Genomic DNA, 21,637 nt, shown 5'->3' with positions numbered 1-21,637 from the left:
GTCATTCTCCCGAGGGACCGTTGCCGGCAGGTGCGGCTTCGGTGGACTCGTTTGCATTGTGACCGGCGTGGCCTGCGGCCTCGGCGGCGGCAGGAGCGGCGGCGTCATGACCTTCGTGGCCCATGGCCTCGTGGTTCATTGCCTCATGGCCCATGGCTTCGTGATCCATCGACTCATGGCGCATTGCTTCGTGGCCCATGGCCTCGTGCGACATCGCCTTGCCGTCATGCTTCATGCCGAAGTGGTGGCTCTCGCCCATGTGCTTGGCCATGATCGCGCCAAACAGACCTGCCTCGGTGCTGCCGTAGTAGGTCACCGGGTAGTAGTCATGGTTCTTCTCGGCGGCCAGCTCGGTAAAGGACTTCTGGTCCATCACCTTGGCGTCGCCACGTACCTTCGCCAACCAGGTCTGATATTCCTCATTGCTCACTGCGTGGGCCATGAAGTGCATCTTGCTGAAGCCGGCACCGCTGTAATGCGAGGAACGACCTTCGTAGCTGCCCGCCTCATCGGCAATCAAGTGCAGCTTGGTTTCCATGCCGGCCATCGAGTAGATCATGCTGCCCAGATGCGGAATGAAAAACGCATTCATCACCGAATCGGCCGTGATCTTGAAGTTCAGCGGCGTATTGACCGGGAAGGTCAGCTCGTTGACCACGGCAATGTTCTCTTCCGGGTATACGAACAGCCACTTCCAATCCAGCGAGATCGCTTCGATCAGCACCGGCTTGGTGTCCGACTCCAACGGCTTGTACGGATCAAGCGCGTGCGAGGAGCGCCAGGTCAGCACTGCCAGCACCAGGATGATCATGCACGGGATCGACCAGACCACCACTTCGATGGCGGTGGAGTGCGACCAGTTGGGTTCATAACGGGCCTTGGTGTTGGATGCGCGGTATTTCCACGCGAACACCAGTGTCATCACGATCACCGGGATGACGACCAGCAACATCAGCACCGTACAGGTGATCAGCAGCGTGAGTTCGTCCCGGGCAATCTGGCCTTTGGGATCAAACAAGGCCCAGTCGCAGCCCGTCATCATGACGGCCATAGCAACAATGAGGCCCGGGCGCAGCATGCGCCCAAGGGTTTTCAACGGAATCATCGGTCGATCCAATTGCGAGGGGGTACCTGATCCGGCAACCCATGCGCGCTAACGCGAACGCCCGCCCGGAGATTGCCACCGGGGGAACACGTGCAGGGGAGTGCCAGATCTCAGCAGCGCAATTTTAGGCCTTCACGCAACACTTAAGATAGACATTGACAATGATTTCACGCAGTAAACAGCGGCTTCGGCGTGCGACACGTTGTCGCACCTGCGCGCATTTGACGCACCCGTAAAAGCAGAAAGCCGACTGCGGGCAGTCGGCTTTCTGTTACTGGTGCCGGAAATAGGAATCGAACCTACGACCTACGCATTACGAATGCGCCGCTCTACCAACTGAGCTATTCCGGCGAGCCGCGAATTGTATGCGAACGTCAACGCTGTGGTCAATCCATGCCGCCAGCTGACCGTGCCTGCCCTCTTTGGCCACCGGGGTGGCACTCCCGGGTGCGGATGGCTACCGCCGCCGCTGCAATGCCGCCAGCCGATAAGCCCGCAGACGCACATACAGCATCGGGTCGCCCGCAAAGGCAATACCCTCTGGCAGCAATGCCGGGTCGAACACCAGCCGGCGCTGTACGCCCTGTCGCAAAGCCACGCGCTCCAGCCACAAATGGCCCAGCGTCACAGAGGGCAGTAAAGGATCCCAGGCCACGCTCAGATCCGTAGGATCCACCCCCCCGGTGACGGGAGTGAACTGCAATGCCAGCACCACCGGGCCTTTGGACAGTTCGCTGCGCAGGCGCTTGTCCAGGCAGTCAGGGCCGTCCCGAGTGGTTGTACCGGCTTCCGACCGAGGCGCACGTATGCTCAGCCGGCCGACGCGCACATGTCCATCGGCAGCAATCAATCGATACGGATGCAGCATGTGGTAATCCAATGTGGTGAAGCTGCTTGCGGGCTGCTGTCGCAAAGCCTCGAACCGTGCCGATATTGGACAATCATCCCGCCCCGTCGTTGCACCTACGTTGACAGGCCGGTTCGCATTCATCGCGATCAACATCGCCAGAAACCGCTCCGGATCAGCTGCTGGAAAACCCTCGATTGAGTGGCCGACCAGCGTCAGCGCCGCGTTGTTGCCGATCCGCAGCGCCAAACCACGCGGCTCGGCGAGCGGGCTGCGCTGATCGATGTGCGGATCCGCGCCGGAGCTGGAGAAGCGCGCCGACACGCGCTGCTCGGCGCCATCAAATATTCCTGCCAGGCAAAACCGCATGGCGGTGCGGGTGGCACGAAAGTGCCCTTCGACCAAGATGCCGCGCGCATGGTTGACTCGCACTCCACCGCCCACGCGCGCAAGCGCGCGCAAAGCATCGAACAGTGCGCTGGCCATATCCGTATTCATAGCTGCGCGCTCCCGCGCTACCACCTGCAAGGCAAACAAACGATCAACGACGGCCGACGTCAGTGCCAGGCAAGGCCGGGCCGCAGGGCGATGTGTTTGTATTCCACAAAATCTTCAAGTGCGGCAAGGCCGTTCAAGCGCCCCAACCCGGATTGTTTGAATCCACCTTCTTCGGTGCCATCAAATACCTGCGCCCAATCGTTGATCCAGACCGACCCGGCATCGATGGCCTCTGCCATACGCAGGCCCCGATCCAGATCCCGCGTCCACACACTGGCCGCCAGCCCATACGGGTTGTCGTTCGCCAACTGCAGCGCCTCGGCTTCATCCGTGAAAGATTGCAACGTCAGTACCGGGCCAAAGGTTTCTTCCTGGATGATGTCCAAGGTGTTGTCGAATACCTCCAGCAACGCCGGTCGGAAAAACGCACCCCGCGCCAGTACACCATTGCGAACTGCCCCGCCCCGCTCCACTGCCCGCGCACCAGCAGCAAGCGCCGCTTCCACCACCTGCTCCACCCGCTCGACATTGGCCCGGTCGATCAATGGCCCCATGTCACTGTTCGGGTCGTCGGCCGGCCCTATCGTGACCGCGCGCAGCCGTGCTGCCATGCGCTCACGCACCGCGTCATAAATGCCCCGCTGCACCAGCAGTCGCGAGCCCGTCATGCAGAACTGTCCGCCGAATACGGTCAACGCCTTTTCCAGCACCGGCAAGGCGGTATCCAGATCGGCATCATCGAACACGATCATCGGCGTCTTGCCGCCCAGTTCCATGCCAAAACGTTTCAGGTGGCGCGCACCCACGCCCGAAATCGCGCGGCCGGTGCGGGAAGATCCGGTAAAGCTGATCACCGGCACTCGGGGTGTCTCCACCAGATAGGCTGCGCCCTCTGAGCCAGTCTCGAAGAACAGGTTGATCACCCCGCGCGGGAGCTCATCCACTTCGGCCATGATCCGCGCCATCAGACTGGCGATCTGCGCCACTTGCGCCGGCAGCTTGATCACCACCGTGCAACCTGCGGCCAATGCCGGCGCCAACGAACGAATGGTCAGAACCACCGGCGAATTCCACGGTGCAATCACCGCTACCACGCCCATGGGCTGGCGCAGCACCATCGAAATACGGCCTGGCTTGGGACGTAGCGCGCGCCCAGCCTCAAGCATTGCGCAGGCTGCCGCGTAACGCAGTTTGCTCGGCACCATGTCCAGCTCAAACGCCGCTTCGCGCATTACTTTGCCGTTCTCCAGCGCCAGCATCTGTAGCAACCTGTCGCGGTTGCGTTCAAAAGCCGCCGCCAATTTTTCCAGCACGCGTGCGCGCAGTTCATGGTCATGCGCCCAACCCGGTTGCTGGAACGCCATCGACGCAGCCGAAACGGCCTCCATCGCCACAGCAAGACCATTATCGGGATAGCGGCCAATCACCTCATAGGTCGCTGGATTGATTGACTCTTTGAACACGCCATCGAAGCGTTCAACGCCGTTGATCCAATTGGAGGCACACGGCAGCGGGGTTGACGATGTTGAAGTATTAGCCATGGAAACTCCGTAATCATTGGTTGTCGTCGTGCCGGTCGATCCGTCGCGACGCCCTGCCCAACGCTGCCACTACTGTCTGCACCAGCGGCAAACTGATGTTTGCCACCACCGGCACGATGATCAACGTCGAAGCCAGCACCCGCATCGGCAACGGCCAATGCCTGAAGCGCTCACCCACCAAACTCAGCACCAGCAGCGCACTCGGATACACCGCCAACCAAACCAGCGCCGTGCGCTTGAGTCGCTCGCCCAGCACCGCGAGCAACGTCATCTCAGTCGCCCCGCATCCATTGGCTGATGCGCTCGGCCAACATGATCACCGTGGGATTGGTCGCCACGCAGGGCACATCGGGGAAGGAAGAAGCATCGGCAACACGCAGACCATCGATGCCTCGCACACGGCCTTGATAGTCAGTGACTGCATGCCGATCATCCGCTCCCCCCATCGGCGCAGTGGAGGTGGGGTGGTGGTAGACATCCAGCGCCAGCGGCAGAGCCGCTTCCAGTGCTTCATAGCTGGCAGACAACGCGCCAGGTGTCAGCTCGTCAACGATGATTTCGGCCAGCGGTCCACGTCGGGTAATGCGTCGGATCAACTCGATCCCTTCCACCATCAATCGGCGGTCGCGCACATCCTCAAGCAGATTCAGCGCAATACGCGGCGCAACGGTCGGGTCACGCGAACGCAGTGTTACCGAGCCCAACGAATGCGGCCGCGTCAATGCAAGCGCCAACGTAAAAATGGCACCGGTAGGCGAACTGGCCGGGTCCCCGTAGTGCACTGCCGAGACATGAAAATCCCCCACGCCCAGCGTCGCCTGCGAGGATTGCGTCCACAAAATTGCACCCACAGGCGGCAAGGGCAGACCAATCTTTGTCGGTCGCGCCGACCACGTCGTGTAGAAGAAGGGATGCTCCTGCAGGCGCTTCCCTACCGGCAGATCCGCCTGCACATCCACACCGAGTTCCCGAAGATCTTCCGCCGGGCCGACACCCGAACGCAACAGAATGGCGGGGGTGCCATACGCACCCGCGCACAGCACGATCTCCTTGGCATCAATGCGTTGACCGTCACTGAGCAGCACCGCTACTGCCCGGCCCTGATCGATCTCGATGCGATCCACCAACTGCTGCGCCCGGATGGTCAGATTCGGGCGCTCACGAACTTCCTGCGAAAGATAGGTCATGCCGGTATTGAGCCGCTGGCCCATGCGGTTGTTCATCGGATACGCACCCACGCCAAACGGCTGCGCACCATTGAAGTCCTGCACATGCGCAAAGCCTTCCTGCACGGCCGAAGCGATGAAGGCACGCTGCATATCGGAGACTTCATCATCCTGCAGATAGTGAATCGGCCAAGGACCATCACGACCATGGACTGCATCATCGCCATGCACGGTACGCTCGCTCTTCTGGAAGAACGGCAGTACTTCGGCGGCCGTCCAATGCTCAAGCCCTGCGTCGGTCCACCGTGCGAAATCGCCGGCCGGTGCTCGCATCGACACGCCGGCATTGACTGCTGACGAACCACCAAGCACCTTGCCTCGTGGCACCGCCAAGCGCACATCGCTCCAGCTTGACTCCGAGGCATAGCCCCAATCGTGCGCGGCATCACCGCCAATGACGTGCTGCAGGCGCACTGCATCCGGGTAAGCATCCGGTGCGTAGGAAGGGCCCGCCTCCAGCAGCAACACCCTTCGATACAGATCTTCACTCAAGCGCGCAGCCATCACCGCACCCGCAGAGCCCGCGCCAACCACGATGCAATCAAATTTCAAAGCCTGAATTTGTCGCGACCGTCCTGATTCTTGCTGACCACTCATCTGTCGACCCTCCATTGATGCGCCGCTTTCGCCTCGCACTGTTTTGTCGATATACGGGTACACACCCGTCCGAAGCCCACGATCAATGCTTGATCACTTGCGCGTTTGACGGAAGACGCCTGGCAGTCTCAACATTGCCGACAGAATGTCCAAGCACCTGACATCCATCGAATCACTCACTGGGCTTGTTGCATTCGCCACTGCAGTAGAAGCACGCAGTTTTTCGGCAGCAAGCAGAAAGTTGGGACTGTCTGCATCGGCAGTTGGCAAAGCAATAGAACGACTGGAACTGCGGCTGGGAACGCGCCTGCTCAACCGCACCACGCACGCGTTATCACTGACCGGCGAAGGCGAAGTGCTCTATCGACATGTGGTGAACATCGTCGAGAACCTGCACGATGCAGAGCAGGAATTGCATCTACTGGAACGCACGCCGCGCGGGCCATTGAAGATCAGCCTACCTACGGTGATAGGCCGCCGGATCGTATTGCCGGCCATGATCGATTTCCAGCAGCGGTTTCCCGAGGTGGTGGTCAGCCTCAACCTGGAGGACCGTCGACTGGATCTGGTCGAAGAGGGATATGACGTCGCACTGTGGCTAGGCGAACTGGAAGACTCCAGCCTGCAGGCGCGGCGGCTGGGCCCGCTACGGCTTGCCACGTTTGCTGCGCCCAACTACCTGCTCAAACATGGCTTACCCGTCATACCCACCGACCTCAGCAGGCACCGTTGCATCCATTACCGGCCGTCATTCACGCGTCGCGTGGACGCATGGTTGTTCAAGGGGGCCGCACCTTTCAGGTCACTGTTGCCGGCCACCATTCTTAACGACGAAGAAGCCATCGCCGTTGCCGCGCTCGCCGAGCTGGGAATTGCACAAGCGCCCGACTATCTGGTCAAGGACGAAATCGCAGCGGGCAGCCTGCAGCGGGTGCTGGAAAGCCATGCTGTGGAGCGTGGCAGCATCTCGCTGGTTTGGCCGCAGATGTTCGGCCAGGTTCCGCGCACCCGAGTGTTCATCGACTTCATCGCCGCGCGTATCTGCGCGCAGCTATACCCGGATTTCTAGCTGGTACTGCAGGCCCCGGCCAGCGCAGCTGGCTCAAAGCCATCAACTGGTTTAGTCCACAAGCCTGAGACGCAGCTCCTTGGGCAGCGCGAACACCATCGATTCGGGCTCACCTTCCAATTCCGAAAGGCCCTCCGCGCCCAGTTCACGCAGGCGCGCGATGACGCCATCCACCAGCACCTGCGGTGCGGATGCGCCCGCCGTCAGGCCGATATGCTGCTTGCCAATCACCCATTGCGGGTCGATCTCGTGCGCACCATCAATCAGGTAAGACTCCACGCCTTCGCGGCGCGCCAGTTCGGCCAGCCGATTGGAATTGGAGCTGTTCGGCGAACCGACCACCAGCACCAGATCGCATTGTTTGGCCAGGTCACGCACGGCGTCCTGACGGTTCTGCGTGGCGTAGCAGATGTCATCGTTCTTCGGGCCCTGCATTGCCGGGAAGCGCGCACGCAAGGCTTCGATGATGCTGCGCGTGTCGTCCACTGACAGCGTGGTCTGGGTGGTGTAAGCGAAGTTCTCCGGCTGGTCGATGACCAGCGTTGCCACGTCGTCCACATCTTCAACCAGGTAGATCTGGCCGGTACCACGCTCGCGGTTCCACTGGCCCATGGTGCCTTCTACTTCCGGATGCCCTTCGTGGCCGATCAGCACCACGTCGCGCCCCGCACGGCAATGGCGCGCCACTTCCAGATGCACCTTGGTCACCAGCGGGCAGGTCGCGTCGAACACTTTCAGCCCGCGACGGTCCGCCTCTACACGCACTGCCTGCGAGACACCATGCGCACTGAAAATAACCGTATTGCCGTCCGGCACTTCGTCCAGTTCCTCCACGAAGATGGCGCCGCGCGCTTTCAGGTCATCGACCACAAAACGGTTGTGCACCACCTCGTGACGCACATAGATCGGCGCGCCCAGCGTCTCGATCGCGCGCTTGACGATCTCGATCGCGCGGTCGACACCGGCGCAGAAACCACGGGGATTGGCGAGCAGTACGTCCATCAGTCAGGTAGTCCAGCCGGCCGCAACCGGTCATGCAGAAAACAGGTAAAGGGATTATCCGGCCTTTTTGCCGGACTTGCCGTCGAACAGACCGAACACCGCGATGCCAATGGCACCCACGACAATCGCCGAATCCGCCAGATTGAACGAGGGCCAGTAATGGTCACCCACGTACCACTGGATGAAGTCCACCACGTGACCGTGCATCTGCCGGTCAATGACGTTGCCGATGGCCCCGCCGATCACCAGCGCGTACGGCAACGCGGCACGCCAGTTGGCACGCTGCGTCTGCGACAACCAATAGGCCATCAGGCCACTGATGGCCACCGCCAGCGCCGTGAAGAACCACAACTGCCAACCGCCGGCATCACTGAGAAAACTGAACGCCGCGCCAGTGTTGTAGGTGCGGTACCAGTTCCAGAAGCCATCGATGACCGGCACCGGCGTGAACTCGGGCAGGCTCGACAGCACCCACGCCTTGCTCCACTGGTCCAGCCCGATCACGACTGCCGAAAGCAACAGCCAGATCAGTGCATTGGGTTTAGCTACTTTTGCTTGCATGTAATGCGCCTGTGCGAAATTGCCATGGAGAAGTGAGAACGAAGTGGTTGCCCTTGCTCATTTCTCACTCCTCTCCATTCACTGCTGCCGTCAGAACCAGCGACGCTCTTCGCCAGCACCTTCGATGTTGATCACGCAGCGACCGCACAGCTCAGGATGCGTTGCCACCGTGCCCACATCGGCGCGGTAATGCCAGCAGCGCACGCACTTGGCCTTCTCGGTCGGCTGCGCGCTGACAAACACCTCATCGGTGGTCGCCGGTCGCACACTTACGTCGCCACTGATGAACAGGAAGCGCATTTCCTCCGCCAGCGGCTGCCAACGTGCGGCCTGTTCTTCGCTTGCGGCGACGGTGATCTCCGCTTCCAGCGCGGCACCAATGGCGCCATTGGCACGCATCGGCTCCAACACCTTGGACACCTGCTCACGCAGTGCCAGCAGCTGGTCGAAATCAGCCGCCGTCAACTGTGCATTCGCAGGAAGCGGTGCCAGGCCGTCGTACCAGGTGGTGAACAGCACGTTGTCGGCACGCTTGCCCGGCAGATAACCCCACAACTCTTCAGCAGTGAAGGTCAGAATCGGCGCCACCCAGCGCACGAACGCTTCGGCGATATGGAACATCGCACTCTGCGCCGAACGACGACCGCGCGAATCTTCGCGCATCGTGTACAGACGATCCTTGGTCACGTCCAGGTACAGCGAGCCCAAGTCGACGCTGCAGAAGTTCAACAGCAGCTGCACGATCTCAGCCATGTTGTAGTTGGCGTATGCAGCCTTGATTTTTTCCTGCAGTTCGAACGCGCGATGCACGATCCAGGCATCCAACGCCACCATGTCCTGCAGCGGCAACAGGTGCTGGGCTGGATCGAAACCATCCAGGTTGCCCAGCAGGAAGCGCGCGGTGTTGCGCAGCCGGCGGTAGGCGTCGGCATTGCGCTTGAGGATTTCCTGCGACAGCGACATTTCGTTGCTGTAGTCAGCCGAGGCGATCCACAGGCGCAGAATATCCGCGCCCAGTTTGTTCATGATGTCCTGCGGCTCGATGCCGTTGCCCAGCGACTTGGACATCTTGCGGCCGTGCTCATCGACGGTGAAACCGTGGGTGAGGCACTGCTTGTACGGTGCGTGTTTGTCGATCGCCACGCCGGTCAGCAATGAGGACTGGAACCAGCCACGATGCTGATCCGAACCTTCCAGATACAGATCTGCCGGCTTGCCGAAACCACGCTCCAGCAACACGCCTTCGTGCGTAACGCCCGAGTCGAACCAGACATCCAGGATGTCGGTGACCTTTTCGTACTGCGGCGCTTCATCGCCCAGCAATTCTGCCGTATCCAGCGAATACCAGACGTCGATGCCACCGGCCTGCACGCGGTCAGCCACCTGCTGCATCAACTCAACGGTACGCGGATGCGGCTCGCCGGTTTCGCGATGGGTGAACAGTGCGATCGGCACGCCCCAGGTGCGCTGGCGGCTGATGCACCAGTCCGGACGACCGTCGACCATGCTGCCGATACGCGCTTTGCCCCAGCTCGGGAACCAGCCCACGCTGTCGATCGCGGCCATCGCATCGCTGCGCAGGTTGGCCTTTTCCATCGACATGAACCACTGCGGCGTGGCGCGGAACACCACCGGCGTCTTGTGGCGCCAGCAATGCGGGTAGCTGTGCTGGATCTCGACGAACGCCAGCAGCGCACCGGAGGCACGCAGTACATCAACGATCAGCGGCTGCGCCTTCCACAGGTGCACGCCCGCCAGTTCGGCCTCACCCGCAGCCGGTGTCGACGGCAGATACACGCCACGGCCATCGACCGGATTGATCTGGCCAGCGTTGTACTGGTCCATCAACCCGTACTGCTGGCTGACCACGAAATCTTCCTGACCGTGGCCGGGCGCGGTATGCACCGCACCGGTACCGTCCTCGTCAGAGACGTGGTCGCCGTTGAGCAGCGGGATGTCGCGGTTGGCGTAAAACGGGTGCGCCAACAGCTGATTCTCCAGCGCCGAACCCTTGGCATGGCCATGTACGACCACCTCGCTCACGCCATAGCGCGACAGCGAACGCTCGGCCAGCGACGAAGCCAGCACCAGCCAGCGCGGCTGGCCGTTGTGGGCCGGGCCTTCGGCCAGCACGTATTCGATATCCGCACCCAGCGACACGGCCAGCGAAGCCGGCAGCGTCCATGGCGTGGTGGTCCAGATCGGCACCGCCACTTCCACGCCGGCCGGCAGGTCGACGCCGAAGCTGGCAGCCAGCGCCTTGGAATCGCGCGCAGCGTAAGCCACGTCGATGGCCGGCGACGTCTTGTCCTGGTACTCGATCTCGGCCTCGGCCAGCGCCGAACCGCAATCGAAGCACCAATGCACTGGCTTGGCGCCGCGCACGATGTGACCGTTGGCAAAGATCTTGGACAACGCGCGGATTTCATTGGCTTCGAAATCGAAGCTCAACGTCTTGTACGGGTTGTCCCAGTCGCCGATTACACCAAGGCGCTTGAAGTCGCGGCGCTGCAGCTCGATCTGCTCTTCAGCGTACTCGCGGCACTTCTGGCGGAACTGTTCGGCATCCAGCTTGACGCCAACCTTGCCCCACTTCTTTTCGACCGCGATTTCGATCGGCAGGCCGTGGCAATCCCAGCCCGGCACGTAGGGCGCATCGAAGCCGTCGATGTAGCGCGACTTGACGATGATGTCCTTGAGGATCTTGTTGACCGCATGACCCAGGTGGATCTGGCCATTGGCATACGGTGGGCCATCGTGCAGCACGAACAGCGGGCGGCCTTTCGCGTTCTCGCGAAGCCGCGCGTAAATGCCCTGCTCTTCCCAATGCGCCAGGATGCCCGGCTCACGCTTGGGCAGGTCGCCGCGCATCGGGAATTCCGTTGCAGGCAGATGGAGGGTGGCTTTGTAATCCTGGCTCACGCGGTAGCTCGCAATCTGTGTTCGGAAAGGATGCGACGCGCCTGTTCGGCGTCGCGGTGCATCTGCTCGGTCAGTGCCGGCAGATCGTTGAACTTTTCTTCATCGCGCAACTTGGCGACGAATTCCACTTCGATGTGGCGGCCGTAAAGGTCGCCCTGGAAATCAAACAGGTGCGCCTCCAGCAATGGCTCCACGCCCTGCACCGTCGGTCGCGTGCCGAAGCTCGATACCGAAGGCCATGGCTGCTCGAAAACACCATGCACCCACGTTGCGTAGATACCAGAAAGTGCGGGTGTTTTCGGGAATCGCAAGTTGGCGGTCGGGAAACCCAGGGTGCGACCCAACTGCTGACCGCGCACTACCCGGCCGCCGATGGTGTACGGACGCCCCAGCAGGCTACCGGCATGGGCGAAGTCGCCTTCCAGCAGCAATTCACGGATGCGGGTGCTGGAAATGCGCTCGCCGTTCAGGTGCACCGGCTCGATCTCGCCGGCGACAAAGCCCAACTCGGCACCCATCGCCCGCAGCAGCGCGATGTCGCCACCACGGCGATTGCCGAAATGAAACTTGGGGCCGATCCAGACTTCACGCGCACCGAGCCGGCGGACCAGCATGTCGCGCACGAAATCCTCGGCGGTGGTGGCTGCCATCTTGGCGTCGAAACGCAGCAGGCCGACGCTGTCCACGCCCAGCTCACGCAAGGCGGCAACCTTGTCGCGCGCCAGCATCAACCGCGGCGGCGGGTTGTCCTTGGCGAAGAATTCACGCGGCAGCGGCTCAAACGCCAACGCCACGACCGGAACCCCAAGCGCACGGGCGCGATCAACCGCGTGGCGCACCAGCGCCCGGTGGCCCAGGTGCAGGCCGTCGAAAGCACCGATGCAGACCACGCTTCCTTGCGGGAACAACACCCCGCCTTCGACGTCTCTAAAAAGCCTGCTCATTCCATCCGGATGCGGCCCATACGGGCCGGTTCTGTCGTGTATAGCCGGGCAGTATAACGGCCGCCTCAGTGCCCGCGCAGTTCGCGCGGGCGGAAACCCATGGCCACCATCGCCAGCAGATAGGTCAGGCCACCACTGCCAACCAACAGCGCCAGACTGCCGATCCGGTGCCACTTGTCCATGCCGGTAAAGCCAGGCAGCCAATACAGCAGCGCTGCCAGCACGGCTACCATCGCCACGCAGGCCAGCATCAACCGCACCATATAGGCGCCCCAGCCCGGTCGTCGCTGGTAGACACCGGTCTTGCCCAGCCAGTACCAGAGCAAGCCCAGGTTCAGATAACTGGAAAGGGCGCTGGCAATACCCAGCGCCAGATGCAGGCCCGGCTGCTTGGACAGCGCCACCATCACACCCTGCGCCTTGAGCGTCTCCGGCACCATCGCGTGGTACAGCACCGCTAGCAAGGCGAAGTTGAAGACCATGTTGGCCACCAGCGCGACCAGGCCGGCACGCACCGGCGTCCGCGTGTCCTGGCGCGAGTAGAACGCCGGCAACAGCACCTTCAACAACGCAAACGCCGGGAGACCGAAACTCAGGCCATAGACCGCCAGCGCGGTCATCTGGGTATCGAACGCTGTGAACCTCTTGTACTGGAACAGCGTAGCGATCAACGGCTCAGCCAACAGCAGCAAGCCCAGCATGGCGGGCACCGCGATCAACAACGTCGTGCGCAGCCCCCAGTCCAGCGCATTTGAAAACCCCTCGCCATCGGTCTTGACGTGATGCCGCGCCAGCGCCGGCAGAATCACCGTCCCCAGCGCCACGCCGAACACGCCGAGCGGCAGCTCCAGGAACCGATCGGCCAGCGACAACCAGGACTGCGAGCCATCGGTGAGATGCGCGGCAATCACCGTATCCAGCAACAAGTTGATCTGCGCCACCGATGAGCCGAACAGGGTCGGCACCATCAAGGTCAGCACCTTGCGCACATCCGGGTGATTCCAGCCCCAGCGCGGCAGCGTCAACAGGTTGATGCCCTTCAGGGCGGGTAACTGGAACAGCAACTGCAGGAGGCCGGCAGCCAGCACCGCCCAGCCCAACGCCAGGATCTGCTTCTCTGGCGTCCCACCAAGGCGCGGAGCCAGCCACAGCGCGCCAGCAATCATGCAGAGATTGAGGATCACCGGCGTCAGCGCGGGCATGGCAAATTTCTGGAAGCTGTTCAGCGCACCGCCAGCCAGTGCAGTCAGCGATACGAACAGCAGGAAGGGGAACGTCAATCTGAACAGATCAATCAACAACCCCTGCTTGGCGGGATCCGCTGCAGGCGCACTGGCAAACAACGACGCTAGTTGCGGCGCAAAGATCAACGCCAGCGCCGTCACCAGCAGCAGCACGCCGCCCAGCGTGCCGGAGATCCGCGCCATCAACTCGCGCAGATCCGCGTGCGGGCGGGTCTCCTTCACCTCCGTGAACACCGGCACGAAGGCGGTGGCGAACGAGCCTTCCGCGAACAGGCGGCGCAGGAAGTTGGGGACACGGAATGCCACCCAGAACGCATCCGTGGTCGCATTGCTGCCGAAAGTGGTGGTGATGACCTGGTCACGGACCAGACCCAACACCCGGGAAATCATTGTCATACTGCTAAACGACAGCAGCCCCCGCAGCATGCGCGGTGAACTCACTTACAGCCCCCTTGACAACTCGACTTGACGTTCATTTGGTCTGCCATCATACTTGCGTGCTTGCTGTTCCCACCACACCGATTTTCAGGAAACCACCACTGTGGCCAATATCAAGTCCGCCAAGAAGCGCGCCAAGCAGACCGTTGTGCGCAACGCGCGCAACACGGCTCAGCGTTCGATGCTGCGCACCGCCGTCAAGAAGGTGATCAAGGCTCTGGATGCCAACGACGCCGCTGGCGCCGAGGCAGCCTTCGCCGTCGCCCAGCCGATTCTCGATCGTTTCAGCGCCCGTGGCCTGATTCACAAGAACAAGGCTGCGCGTCACAAGAGCCGCCTGACCGCTCGCATCAAGGCCATCAAGGCCGCCTGATTCGCGCGATCACCAGGAGCCGCAAGGCTCCCGGCATAAAAAGCCCGGCCTTGTGTCGGGTTTTTTGTTGGGCCGGATAAAACCATCCACCAGACCAACTGCCTCCCTGCATGCCAGGGAAAGCGCCCGAAGGCAGGACGAGAGAGCTCGGGCCGCCAGCTTCGGCCGATTACCTCGAAGCAAAAGCGCCTCCACTCCAAACCGCTATCCGCCCTGCAAGACAGGGACCTTAAGTGAAGCAGAAGCAGAAAACCCGGCTTTCGCCGGGCTTTCGCTATCCATCACCGAGCTGCTGTCGATGGACTCAGCCGCCCTGTGCTTCGCGCTCTTCGGCTTCCAGCACCTTCTGATGATCGAAGAAGGCCATGATGTCCTTCATGATCGGCCAGGTGCCTTCGCGACCCAGCGCCGACACCAGATACCACGGCTCTTTCCAGCCCAGCTCCTTGACGATCTGCTCGGCCGCAATCTTGGCCTCGTCCTCGAACATCAGGTCAGCCTTGTTGAGCACCAGCCAGCGCGGCTTCTGCAGCAGCTCCGGATCATGCTTACCCAGCTCGCGCTCGATGGCGCGCACCTGCTCAATCGGCGAAATGCCCTCAACGCCACCCTCCATCGGGGAGATGTCCACGAGGTGCAGCAACAGACGGGTGCGCTGCAAGTGACGCAGGAACTGCGCACCCAGGCCAGCACCGTCAGCCGCACCTTCGATCAAGCCCGGAATGTCGGCGATCACGAAGCTGCGGTAATTCTCGACCTTCACCACACCCAGGTTCGGGTACAACGTGGTGAACGGGTAGTCAGCCACCTTCGGCGTCGCCGCCGAGACAGCGCGGATCAAGGTGCTCTTGCCAGCGTTCGGGAAGCCCAGCAGGCCCACGTCGGCCAGCAACTTCAGCTCCAGCTTGAGCAAGCGCTCCTCGCCCTCCTCGCCCGGCAGCGCCTGACGCGGTGCGCGGTTGGTGGAGCTTTTGAAGTGCATGTTGCCCAGGCCGCCCTTGCCGCCCTTGGCCACCAACAGGCGATCGCCATGAACCGTCATGTCGCCAATGACTTCATCGGTGGCGACATTGACCACCACGGTGCCGACCGGCACAGTGATGATCAGGTCTTCGCCGCCCTTGCCATAGGCTTGGCGACCCATACCGTTCTCGCCGCGCTGCGCATTGAAAATACGGTCATGGCGGAAGTCGACCAGCGTATTCAGGTTCGCGTCGGCGCGGATCCACACGCTGCCGCCGTCGCCGCCATCGCCGCCGTCCGGGCCACCCAGCGGGATGAACTTCTCTCGGCGAAAGCCGATGCAGCCGTTACCGCCGTTGCCAGCGGTGACCTGGATCTCCGCTTCGTCTACAAGTTTCATGATTCTGGTTGCCCACTGATGGCGGCAGGCGAACTGCCCGACCGCAAAGTCTAACTGCCCCGGGAGTGCCAGGGAAAACGACGACGAAAAACCGTCGATTTGATTCTGTCGCCAACGAAAAACCCCGCCTAAGCGGGGTTTTCGTCAGCTACCCACGCTGGGCGTGGGCACCTGCGTGTCCGGAATCAGGCTTCCGTAACAACGCTCACGGTACGACGCTTGTTGGCGCCCTTGACCGAGAACTCAACCTTGCCATCGAGCAGCGCGAACAGGGTGTGATCGCGGCCGAGGCCAACGCCTGCGCCCGGGTGGAACTGGGTGCCGCGCTGGCGCACGATGATGTTGCCAGCTTCGATGGCCTGGCCACCGAAGATCTTGACGCCCAAGTACTTCGGGTTGGAATCGCGACCGTTGCGCGAGGAGCCTACGCCCTTTTTATGTGCCATGACGGATTCTCCTGTGCTTAGCCGGCAATGCCGGTGATTTGAATTTCGGTGTAGTACTGACGGTGACCCTGACGCTTCATGTGGTGCTTACGGCGACGGAACTTGATGATCCGGACCTTGTCAGCGCGGCCATGGGCCACAACCGTAGCGGTCACCGAAGCGCCCTTCAGCGCATCACCCAACTTGATGCCGTCGGCATCGCCGAGCATCAGGATGTTGTCAAACTTAATCTCGCTGCCGGCTTCGACTTCGAGCTTTTCAACGCGAAGGGTTTCACCCTGCGCGACGCGGTATTGCTTACCGCCAGTTACCAGTACTGCGTACATGACCAGACTTCCTCTGTAGTTATTGTGGTCGCCGTGCCGCCATCGAGGGCGGACAGGAGCGGGATTTTAACGGCAGACCAAAGGTCGGGTCAAGCCACCCCCAGCCATAAAACCCGAGCCTGAACAATGACCTGCCTACAGGGCGGCGCGGGGCCTCCGGACTGGCAAATGCAGCAATTGCCCCCAAATCACAAGGCCGCTAGGCTGATTGATTGCCGTCAGCTACGCCCCCCACATCTGCCCCGGCTCGCCGGCGGCGTTCAAAACCGGATTTCCCATGGCGATGGATTTCATCCGCATCCGCGGTGCGCGGACGCACAACCTCAAGAACATCGACCTCGACCTGCCCCGCGACAAATTGATCGTGATCACCGGCCTGTCCGGCTCGGGCAAGTCCTCGCTGGCGTTCGACACCATTTACGCGGAGGGCCAGCGCCGCTACGTCGAGTCGCTGTCGGCTTACGCGCGGCAGTTCCTGAGCGTGATGGAGAAGCCGGACCTGGACCACATCGAAGGCCTGTCACCGGCCATCTCGATCGAACAGAAGTCCACCTCGCACAACCCACGCTCGACCGTGGGCACCATCACTGAAATCTACGACTACCTGCGCCTGCTGTATGCCCGCGTCGGCAGCCCACGCTGCCCGGACCATGGCTATCCGCTGGAAGCGCAGATCGTCAGCCAGATGGTGGACCATGTGCTGACGCTGGATCCAGACCAGCGCTACATGCTGCTGGCCCCGGTGATCCGCGAACGCAAGGGCGAGCATGTGCAGGTGTTCGACCAACTGCGCGCACAGGGCTTTGTGCGTGTGCGTGTGGACGGCGAGCTGTACGAAATTGATGCGGTGCCGGCGCTGACCCTGCGCCAGAAGCACACCATCGAGGCGGTGATCGACCGCTTCCGCCCACGTGACGACATCAAGCAGCGCTTGGCCGAAAGCTTTGAAACCGCGCTCAAACTGGGCGATGGCATGGCCTCGGTGATGCCGCTGGATGATCCCAAGGCAGAGCCGCACCTGTTCTCTTCCAAGTACTCCTGCCCGGTGTGTGATTACGCACTGCCCGAGCTGGAACCGCGCCTGTTTTCGTTCAATTCGCCGGTGGGCGCTTGCCCGGGTTGCGATGGCCTGGGCGTGGCCGAATTCTTTGATCCTTCGCGCGTGGTGGTGCATCCGGAGCTGTCTCTGGCCGCCGGTGCCGTGCGCGGCTGGGACCGCCGCAATGCGTACTACTTCCAACTGATTGCCTCGCTGGCCAAGCACTACAAGTTCGACGTGGATGCGGCGTGGCAGACGCTACCCGAGCATGTGCAGAAGGCGGTGCTGTACGGCAGTGGCGAAGACCAGGTGACCTTCACCTATTTCACCGAGGCCGGTGGCCGCAACCAGCGCAAGCACCGCTTCGAGGGCATCATTCCGAACCTTGAACGCCGCTATCGCGAGACCGAATCATCGGCCGTGCGCGAAGAACTGGCCAAGTACATCAGCTCGCGGCCCTGTCCGGAGTGCAAGGGTGCGCGCCTGAATAAAGCTGCGCGCAACGTGTTCGTCGCCGACCGGCCACTGCCGGAGATTGCGGTACTGCCGATTGATGAAGCCAAGCGTTTCTTCAGCGAGCTGTCGCTGCCGGGTTGGCGTGGCGAGATCGCCACCAAGATCGTCAAGGAAATCGGCGAGCGCCTGGGCTTTCTGGTGGATGTCGGTCTGGATTACCTCACGCTGGAGCGCAAGGCCGACACCTTGTCCGGCGGCGAGGCGCAACGCATCCGCCTGGCCTCGCAGATCGGCGCCGGCCTGGTCGGGGTGATGTATGTACTTGACGAGCCGTCCATCGGCCTGCATCAACGCGACAACGAGCGCCTGCTCGGCACCCTCACCCGCCTGCGCGATCTCGGCAATACGGTGATCGTGGTCGAGCATGACGAAGACGCGATCCGCCTGGCCGATTACGTGCTGGATATCGGCCCCGGTGCCGGTGTGCACGGCGGCGAGATCGTCGGCCAAGGCACACTGCAGGACATCCTGGATGCACCGCGCTCCCTGACCGGCCAGTACCTGTCGGGCAAGCGTGCCATCGAGATTCCGGCGCGCCGCCACAAGGCCAACCCAAAGATGACGCTGCACCTGCGCGGCGCCAGCGGCAACAACCTCAAGGGCGTGGACCTCGATATCCCGGCGGGCCTGTTGACCTGCGTCACCGGCGTGTCCGGCTCGGGCAAATCCACGCTGATCAACGACACGTTGTTCTCGCTGGCAGCCAACGAGATCAATGGCGCCTCGCATCCAATTGCGCCCTACAAAACCGTCGAAGGGCTGGACCTGTTCGACAAGGTGGTGGACATCGACCAGTCACCGATTGGCCGTACGCCACGTTCAAATCCCGCCACGTATACCGGTTTGTTCACGCCGCTGCGCGAGCTGTATGCGCAGGTGCCGGAATCGCGGGCGCGCGGTTATTCGCCGGGACGTTTCAGCTTCAACGTGCGCGGCGGCCGCTGCGAAGCCTGTCAGGGCGATGGCCTGATCAAGGTGGAAATGCACTTCCTGCCGGACGTGTATGTGCCTTGCGACGTGTGTCACGGCAAGCGCTACAACCGCGAGACGCTGGAGATTCTCTACAAGGGCTACAACATCAACGACGTGCTGCAGATGACGGTCGAAGATGCGTTGCGCCTGTTTGAGCCGGTACCGTCCATCGCACGCAAGCTGGAAACGCTGGTCGACGTGGGCCTGAGCTACATCAAGCTCGGCCAGAGCGCGACCACGCTGTCTGGCGGTGAAGCACAGCGTGTGAAGTTGTCCAAAGAGCTGTCGCGCCGCGATACCGGCCGCACGTTGTACATCTTGGATGAGCCAACCACCGGCCTGCATTTCCACGACATCGAAGCGCTGCTCGGCGTGCTGCACAAGCTGCGTGACGAGGGCAATACGGTGGTGGTGATCGAACACAACCTGGATGTGATCAAAACCGCCGACTGGGTTGTCGACCTCGGTCCGGAAGGCGGTCATCGCGGCGGCACCATCCTGGTGACCGGCACACCCGAAGATGTAGCCGCGCACGCGGCGTCGTACACCGGCCAATTCCTGGCAAAGATGCTGCCGTCCACCACCGCGCGCCCGGAGCGCCCGGCAGCCGTGGCCAACAAGCCCGACGCCCGCCCGCCGCGCAAGGAAAAGCCCGCCAAGAAGACGGCCACCAAGAAGGCCGCCACCACCCGCAAGAAGAAGGCTTCCGAATGAGCAACGACCACAAGCAGCTGGCGCAGGTACCGATCAGCGTACGTTGGCGCGACATGGACTCCATGGGCCACGTCAACAACGCCAAGTACGTCTCCTATCTGGAAGAAGCGCGCGTGCGTTGGATGCTGGGCGTGGAAGGCGTGTCAATGAGTGACCGCATCGCGCCAGTGGTAGCCAACACCAACATCAACTACCGCCTGCCGATTGTGTGGCCCAACGACATCGTGGTGGAGCTGTTCGTTGAGCGCCTTGGCAACAGCAGCGTGACCATCGGCCACCGTATCGTCGACCAGAAGGACAGCGGCAAGCTGTACTCCGACGGCAACGTGGTCGTGGTGTGGATGGATACGCAGACGGGCAAGAGCGCACCGCTGCCGGATGCCGTGCGGAACGCGTCGACCTGAGATGCCCACCCCTCTCCTGCACGCGGGAGAGGGGCTTTGATTCTGTCTTGGACGAGAGGCTTTAGTTGCCCGGCCTCTTCACCACCAACTCGGCCGGCACCTCACTGCCATCGGCCAACACGAACGTCACCGGCACGCGCTGGCCTTCCTGCAGCGGCTGCAACGCGCCCATCAACATCAAGTGCAAGCCACCGGGCTTGAGCTCTGCCGTCTTACCCGCAGCAATCGGTAAACGCTCCACTTCGCGCATGCGGCTGACCCCGTCCACCAACGTGGTTTCGTGCAGCGAGATATCGCGCACCTGATCGCTATGGACGGCCACGACCGCCATCGGCGCCGCGCAGTGGTTATGCAGAACACCGAAACCTGCTGCCATCGGCATGGCCGCCATCGGCGGCAACCGGATCCAACCGTTCTGCAATGCCACACAGCTGGGGGAAGCCGCCCACGCAGACGCCGAGAGCACCCACAACACTACGCACATGAATGGTTTGGTTATCATCGAAACCACGACTCCCTGCCGCATGAGAAACCGCAGCATGACCACGCTTATTGAAGTGATCAACCATGGTCCCATCCGCGAGCTGCGCCTGGCGCGGCCGCCGGTCAATGCACTGGATACCGAACTGTGCCGTGCCTTGATCACCGCATTGACCCACGCCATGACCGAAGACGTGCGGGGCATCGTGCTGTCCGGCAGTGAGCGCATCTTCACCGGCGGCATGGACGTGCCATATCTGCTGCGCCACGGCGAGGACAAGCACAAGCTGCTGGACAGTTGGCAGGCGTTTTTCGGTGCCGCCCGTGCGCTGGCAGAAAGCCGCGTCCCGGTGGTCGCTGCGCTCACCGGTCATTCCCCGGCAGGTGGTTGCGTGCTGGCGCTGTGTTGCGATTACCGGGTGATGGCGCGTAGCGCCGATCCAGCCAAGCCGTATGTGATCGGCCTGAACGAAGTGCAGGTGGGGCTGGTGGCACCAGAAGGCATCCAGCGCCTGATGCGTCGCGTGGTCGGCACGCACCGCGCCGGTGTGCTGCTGGCCGGTGGCCAACTGGTCAGCGCCGAACGCGCCCTGGAGATTGGCTTGGTCGATGAACTGGCCGATGGCGCAGCCCTTGTTGTGGAGACCGCCATCACCTGGCTGCAAGCCCAGCTCAAGCTGCCGCAGCAACCGATGCTGCAGACCCGCGCCATCGCCCGCGCCGATCTTCACGAAGCCATGCAGCCGGAGCACATTCAGCTCGACCGCTTCGTTGACGCCTGGTACTCGACCGACGCGCAGACCGCACTGCAGGCCCTCGCCGCACGCTTGGGCAAAAGCTAAAAACAGCGCACAGGAGTGAGGGGCGAGCAAGGGCCGGCGCACGTGGTAGCAAAGCTAACGTCTCCCCGCCCTTTCTCACTCCTCTGCGCTTCACACACTCCTGTTCGCCACGCTCCTGCTCCCAAGCTCCTGCCCCCTATAATTGCCGCCTGTCGAACCGAAGGCCGC

At 62.1% G+C, this 21,637-nt stretch carries 19 protein-coding genes and 1 tRNA gene; 5 read left to right on the top strand and 15 right to left on the bottom strand.

From position 1 onward, the window contains the following. Position 1: 1 nt before the first annotated feature. From cyoA to PAN08_RS06350, 6 genes are all read right to left on the bottom strand, one after another. The gene (gene cyoA, locus PAN08_RS06375) at positions 2-1,105 is read right to left on the bottom strand and encodes a ubiquinol oxidase subunit II (RefSeq protein WP_269790626.1); all 1,104 of its coding nucleotides are present in this window, start codon (positions 1,103-1,105) and stop codon (positions 2-4) included. A gap of 275 nt (positions 1,106-1,380) precedes the next feature. Then, positions 1,381-1,456: transfer RNA gene (locus tag PAN08_RS06370), tRNA-Thr, on the bottom strand. Positions 1,457-1,562: 106 nt separating this feature from the next. Then, entirely contained in the window at positions 1,563-2,450 is an 888-nt protein-coding gene (locus PAN08_RS06365; RefSeq protein WP_269790625.1) for a catalase, read from the bottom strand. A 59-nt stretch (positions 2,451-2,509) separates the two neighbouring features. Continuing rightward, entirely contained in the window at positions 2,510-3,991 is a 1,482-nt protein-coding gene (locus PAN08_RS06360; protein ID WP_269790624.1) for an aldehyde dehydrogenase family protein, read from the bottom strand. 13 nt (positions 3,992-4,004) lie between these two features. Continuing rightward, entirely contained in the window at positions 4,005-4,262 is a 258-nt protein-coding gene (locus PAN08_RS06355) for a hypothetical protein (protein ID WP_269790623.1), read from the bottom strand. A 1-nt stretch (position 4,263) separates the two neighbouring features. Then, on the bottom strand, positions 4,264-5,814 hold the full coding sequence (locus PAN08_RS06350; RefSeq protein ID WP_269790622.1) for a GMC family oxidoreductase N-terminal domain-containing protein: 1,551 nt from the start codon (positions 5,812-5,814) through the stop codon (positions 4,264-4,266). A gap of 145 nt (positions 5,815-5,959) precedes the next feature. On the opposite strand from PAN08_RS06350, the gene PAN08_RS06345 reads away from it, so the two are divergent. Further along, positions 5,960-6,883, top strand: a complete 924-nt coding sequence (locus tag PAN08_RS06345) for a LysR family transcriptional regulator (RefSeq protein WP_269790621.1) — start codon at positions 5,960-5,962, stop codon at positions 6,881-6,883. Positions 6,884-6,934: 51 nt separating this feature from the next. Here the strand turns inward: PAN08_RS06345 and ispH are convergent, their stop codons facing one another. From ispH to murJ, 5 genes are all read right to left on the bottom strand, one after another. Next, positions 6,935-7,885 (bottom strand): 4-hydroxy-3-methylbut-2-enyl diphosphate reductase, encoded by a 951-nt coding sequence (gene ispH, locus PAN08_RS06340; RefSeq protein ID WP_269790620.1) that lies wholly within the window; start codon positions 7,883-7,885, stop codon positions 6,935-6,937. A 54-nt stretch (positions 7,886-7,939) separates the two neighbouring features. Beyond that, the gene (lspA, locus tag PAN08_RS06335) at positions 7,940-8,446 is read right to left on the bottom strand and encodes a signal peptidase II (protein WP_269790619.1); all 507 of its coding nucleotides are present in this window, start codon (positions 8,444-8,446) and stop codon (positions 7,940-7,942) included. 90 nt (positions 8,447-8,536) lie between these two features. Then, entirely contained in the window at positions 8,537-11,368 is a 2,832-nt protein-coding gene (gene ileS / locus PAN08_RS06330) for an isoleucine--tRNA ligase (protein ID WP_269790618.1), read from the bottom strand. Beyond that, positions 11,365-12,312 carry a bifunctional riboflavin kinase/FAD synthetase gene (locus tag PAN08_RS06325; protein ID WP_269790617.1) on the bottom strand — a complete coding sequence of 316 codons (948 nt, stop codon included), beginning with the start codon at positions 12,310-12,312 and terminating at the stop codon, positions 11,365-11,367. The genes ileS and PAN08_RS06325 overlap by 4 nt, the downstream gene beginning before the upstream one ends. A gap of 65 nt (positions 12,313-12,377) precedes the next feature. Continuing rightward, complete coding sequence (murJ, locus tag PAN08_RS06320; RefSeq protein ID WP_269791191.1) at positions 12,378-13,982, bottom strand: murein biosynthesis integral membrane protein MurJ; 1,605 nt, start codon at positions 13,980-13,982, stop codon at positions 12,378-12,380. Positions 13,983-14,097: 115 nt separating this feature from the next. Here murJ and rpsT point away from each other — a divergent pair, with 115 nt between their 5' ends. Continuing rightward, the gene (gene rpsT, locus PAN08_RS06315) at positions 14,098-14,367 is read left to right on the top strand and encodes a 30S ribosomal protein S20 (RefSeq protein ID WP_057629708.1); all 270 of its coding nucleotides are present in this window, start codon (positions 14,098-14,100) and stop codon (positions 14,365-14,367) included. A 304-nt stretch (positions 14,368-14,671) separates the two neighbouring features. On the opposite strand, the gene obgE is transcribed toward rpsT, so the two are convergent. From obgE to rplU, 3 genes are all read right to left on the bottom strand, one after another. Further along, entirely contained in the window at positions 14,672-15,730 is a 1,059-nt protein-coding gene (gene obgE / locus PAN08_RS06310) for a GTPase ObgE (RefSeq protein WP_269790616.1), read from the bottom strand. Between the two features lie 185 nt (positions 15,731-15,915). Further along, positions 15,916-16,176, bottom strand: a complete 261-nt coding sequence (gene rpmA, locus PAN08_RS06305; RefSeq protein WP_057634523.1) for a 50S ribosomal protein L27 — start codon at positions 16,174-16,176, stop codon at positions 15,916-15,918. 17 nt (positions 16,177-16,193) lie between these two features. Then, positions 16,194-16,502 (bottom strand): 50S ribosomal protein L21, encoded by a 309-nt coding sequence (gene rplU / locus PAN08_RS06300; protein ID WP_057634525.1) that lies wholly within the window; start codon positions 16,500-16,502, stop codon positions 16,194-16,196. A gap of 277 nt (positions 16,503-16,779) precedes the next feature. Between rplU and uvrA the strand changes: the two genes are divergently transcribed. Together uvrA and PAN08_RS06290 are read left to right on the top strand one after the other, a co-directional pair. Next, positions 16,780-19,743, top strand: a complete 2,964-nt coding sequence (gene uvrA, locus PAN08_RS06295; RefSeq protein ID WP_269790615.1) for an excinuclease ABC subunit UvrA — start codon at positions 16,780-16,782, stop codon at positions 19,741-19,743. Then, a complete protein-coding gene (locus tag PAN08_RS06290) occupies positions 19,740-20,147 on the top strand; it encodes a thioesterase family protein (RefSeq protein WP_269790614.1) in 408 nt (135 codons plus the stop codon). Before uvrA ends, PAN08_RS06290 begins: the two co-directional genes overlap by 4 nt. Positions 20,148-20,208: 61 nt before the next feature. On the opposite strand, the gene PAN08_RS06285 is transcribed toward PAN08_RS06290, so the two are convergent. Continuing rightward, complete coding sequence (locus PAN08_RS06285; protein ID WP_269790613.1) at positions 20,209-20,649, bottom strand: copper chaperone PCu(A)C; 441 nt, start codon at positions 20,647-20,649, stop codon at positions 20,209-20,211. 37 nt (positions 20,650-20,686) lie between these two features. Here PAN08_RS06285 and PAN08_RS06280 point away from each other — a divergent pair, with 37 nt between their 5' ends. After that, positions 20,687-21,469 (top strand): enoyl-CoA hydratase/isomerase family protein, encoded by a 783-nt coding sequence (locus tag PAN08_RS06280; protein ID WP_269790612.1) that lies wholly within the window; start codon positions 20,687-20,689, stop codon positions 21,467-21,469. The last annotated feature ends 168 nt before the right edge of the window (positions 21,470-21,637 follow it).

Source organism: Stenotrophomonas sp. Iso1, assembly GCF_027497995.1.
Classification (GTDB): domain Bacteria; phylum Pseudomonadota; class Gammaproteobacteria; order Xanthomonadales; family Xanthomonadaceae; genus Stenotrophomonas.
Note: the sequence above shows the minus strand (reverse complement) of the source record. Positions and strands in the feature narration are given on the sequence as shown.

What these genes read in the sequence shown, in the direction of transcription:
- PAN08_RS06285 (WP_269790613.1), bottom strand. Translation starts at nt 20,649, where the DNA reads ATGATAACCAAACCATTCATGTGCGTAGTGTTGTGGGTGCTCTCGGCG.
- PAN08_RS06350 (WP_269790622.1), bottom strand. Translation starts at nt 5,814, where the DNA reads ATGAGTGGTCAGCAAGAATCAGGACGGTCGCGACAAATTCAGGCTTTG.
- rpmA (WP_057634523.1), bottom strand. Translation starts at nt 16,176, where the DNA reads ATGGCACATAAAAAGGGCGTAGGCTCCTCGCGCAACGGTCGCGATTCC.
- PAN08_RS06365 (WP_269790625.1), bottom strand. Translation starts at nt 2,450, where the DNA reads ATGAATACGGATATGGCCAGCGCACTGTTCGATGCTTTGCGCGCGCTT.
- PAN08_RS06325 (WP_269790617.1), bottom strand. Translation starts at nt 12,312, where the DNA reads ATGAGCAGGCTTTTTAGAGACGTCGAAGGCGGGGTGTTGTTCCCGCAA.
- uvrA (WP_269790615.1), top strand. Translation starts at nt 16,780, where the DNA reads ATGGCGATGGATTTCATCCGCATCCGCGGTGCGCGGACGCACAACCTC.
- obgE (WP_269790616.1), bottom strand. Translation starts at nt 15,730, where the DNA reads ATGAAACTTGTAGACGAAGCGGAGATCCAGGTCACCGCTGGCAACGGC.
- PAN08_RS06345 (WP_269790621.1), top strand. Translation starts at nt 5,960, where the DNA reads ATGTCCAAGCACCTGACATCCATCGAATCACTCACTGGGCTTGTTGCA.
- PAN08_RS06290 (WP_269790614.1), top strand. Translation starts at nt 19,740, where the DNA reads ATGAGCAACGACCACAAGCAGCTGGCGCAGGTACCGATCAGCGTACGT.
- PAN08_RS06280 (WP_269790612.1), top strand. Translation starts at nt 20,687, where the DNA reads ATGACCACGCTTATTGAAGTGATCAACCATGGTCCCATCCGCGAGCTG.
- lspA (WP_269790619.1), bottom strand. Translation starts at nt 8,446, where the DNA reads ATGCAAGCAAAAGTAGCTAAACCCAATGCACTGATCTGGCTGTTGCTT.
- cyoA (WP_269790626.1), bottom strand. Translation starts at nt 1,105, where the DNA reads ATGATTCCGTTGAAAACCCTTGGGCGCATGCTGCGCCCGGGCCTCATT.
- PAN08_RS06355 (WP_269790623.1), bottom strand. Translation starts at nt 4,262, where the DNA reads ATGACGTTGCTCGCGGTGCTGGGCGAGCGACTCAAGCGCACGGCGCTG.
- ispH (WP_269790620.1), bottom strand. Translation starts at nt 7,885, where the DNA reads ATGGACGTACTGCTCGCCAATCCCCGTGGTTTCTGCGCCGGTGTCGAC.
- PAN08_RS06360 (WP_269790624.1), bottom strand. Translation starts at nt 3,991, where the DNA reads ATGGCTAATACTTCAACATCGTCAACCCCGCTGCCGTGTGCCTCCAAT.
- rplU (WP_057634525.1), bottom strand. Translation starts at nt 16,502, where the DNA reads ATGTACGCAGTACTGGTAACTGGCGGTAAGCAATACCGCGTCGCGCAG.
- murJ (WP_269791191.1), bottom strand. Translation starts at nt 13,982, where the DNA reads ATGCTGCGGGGGCTGCTGTCGTTTAGCAGTATGACAATGATTTCCCGG.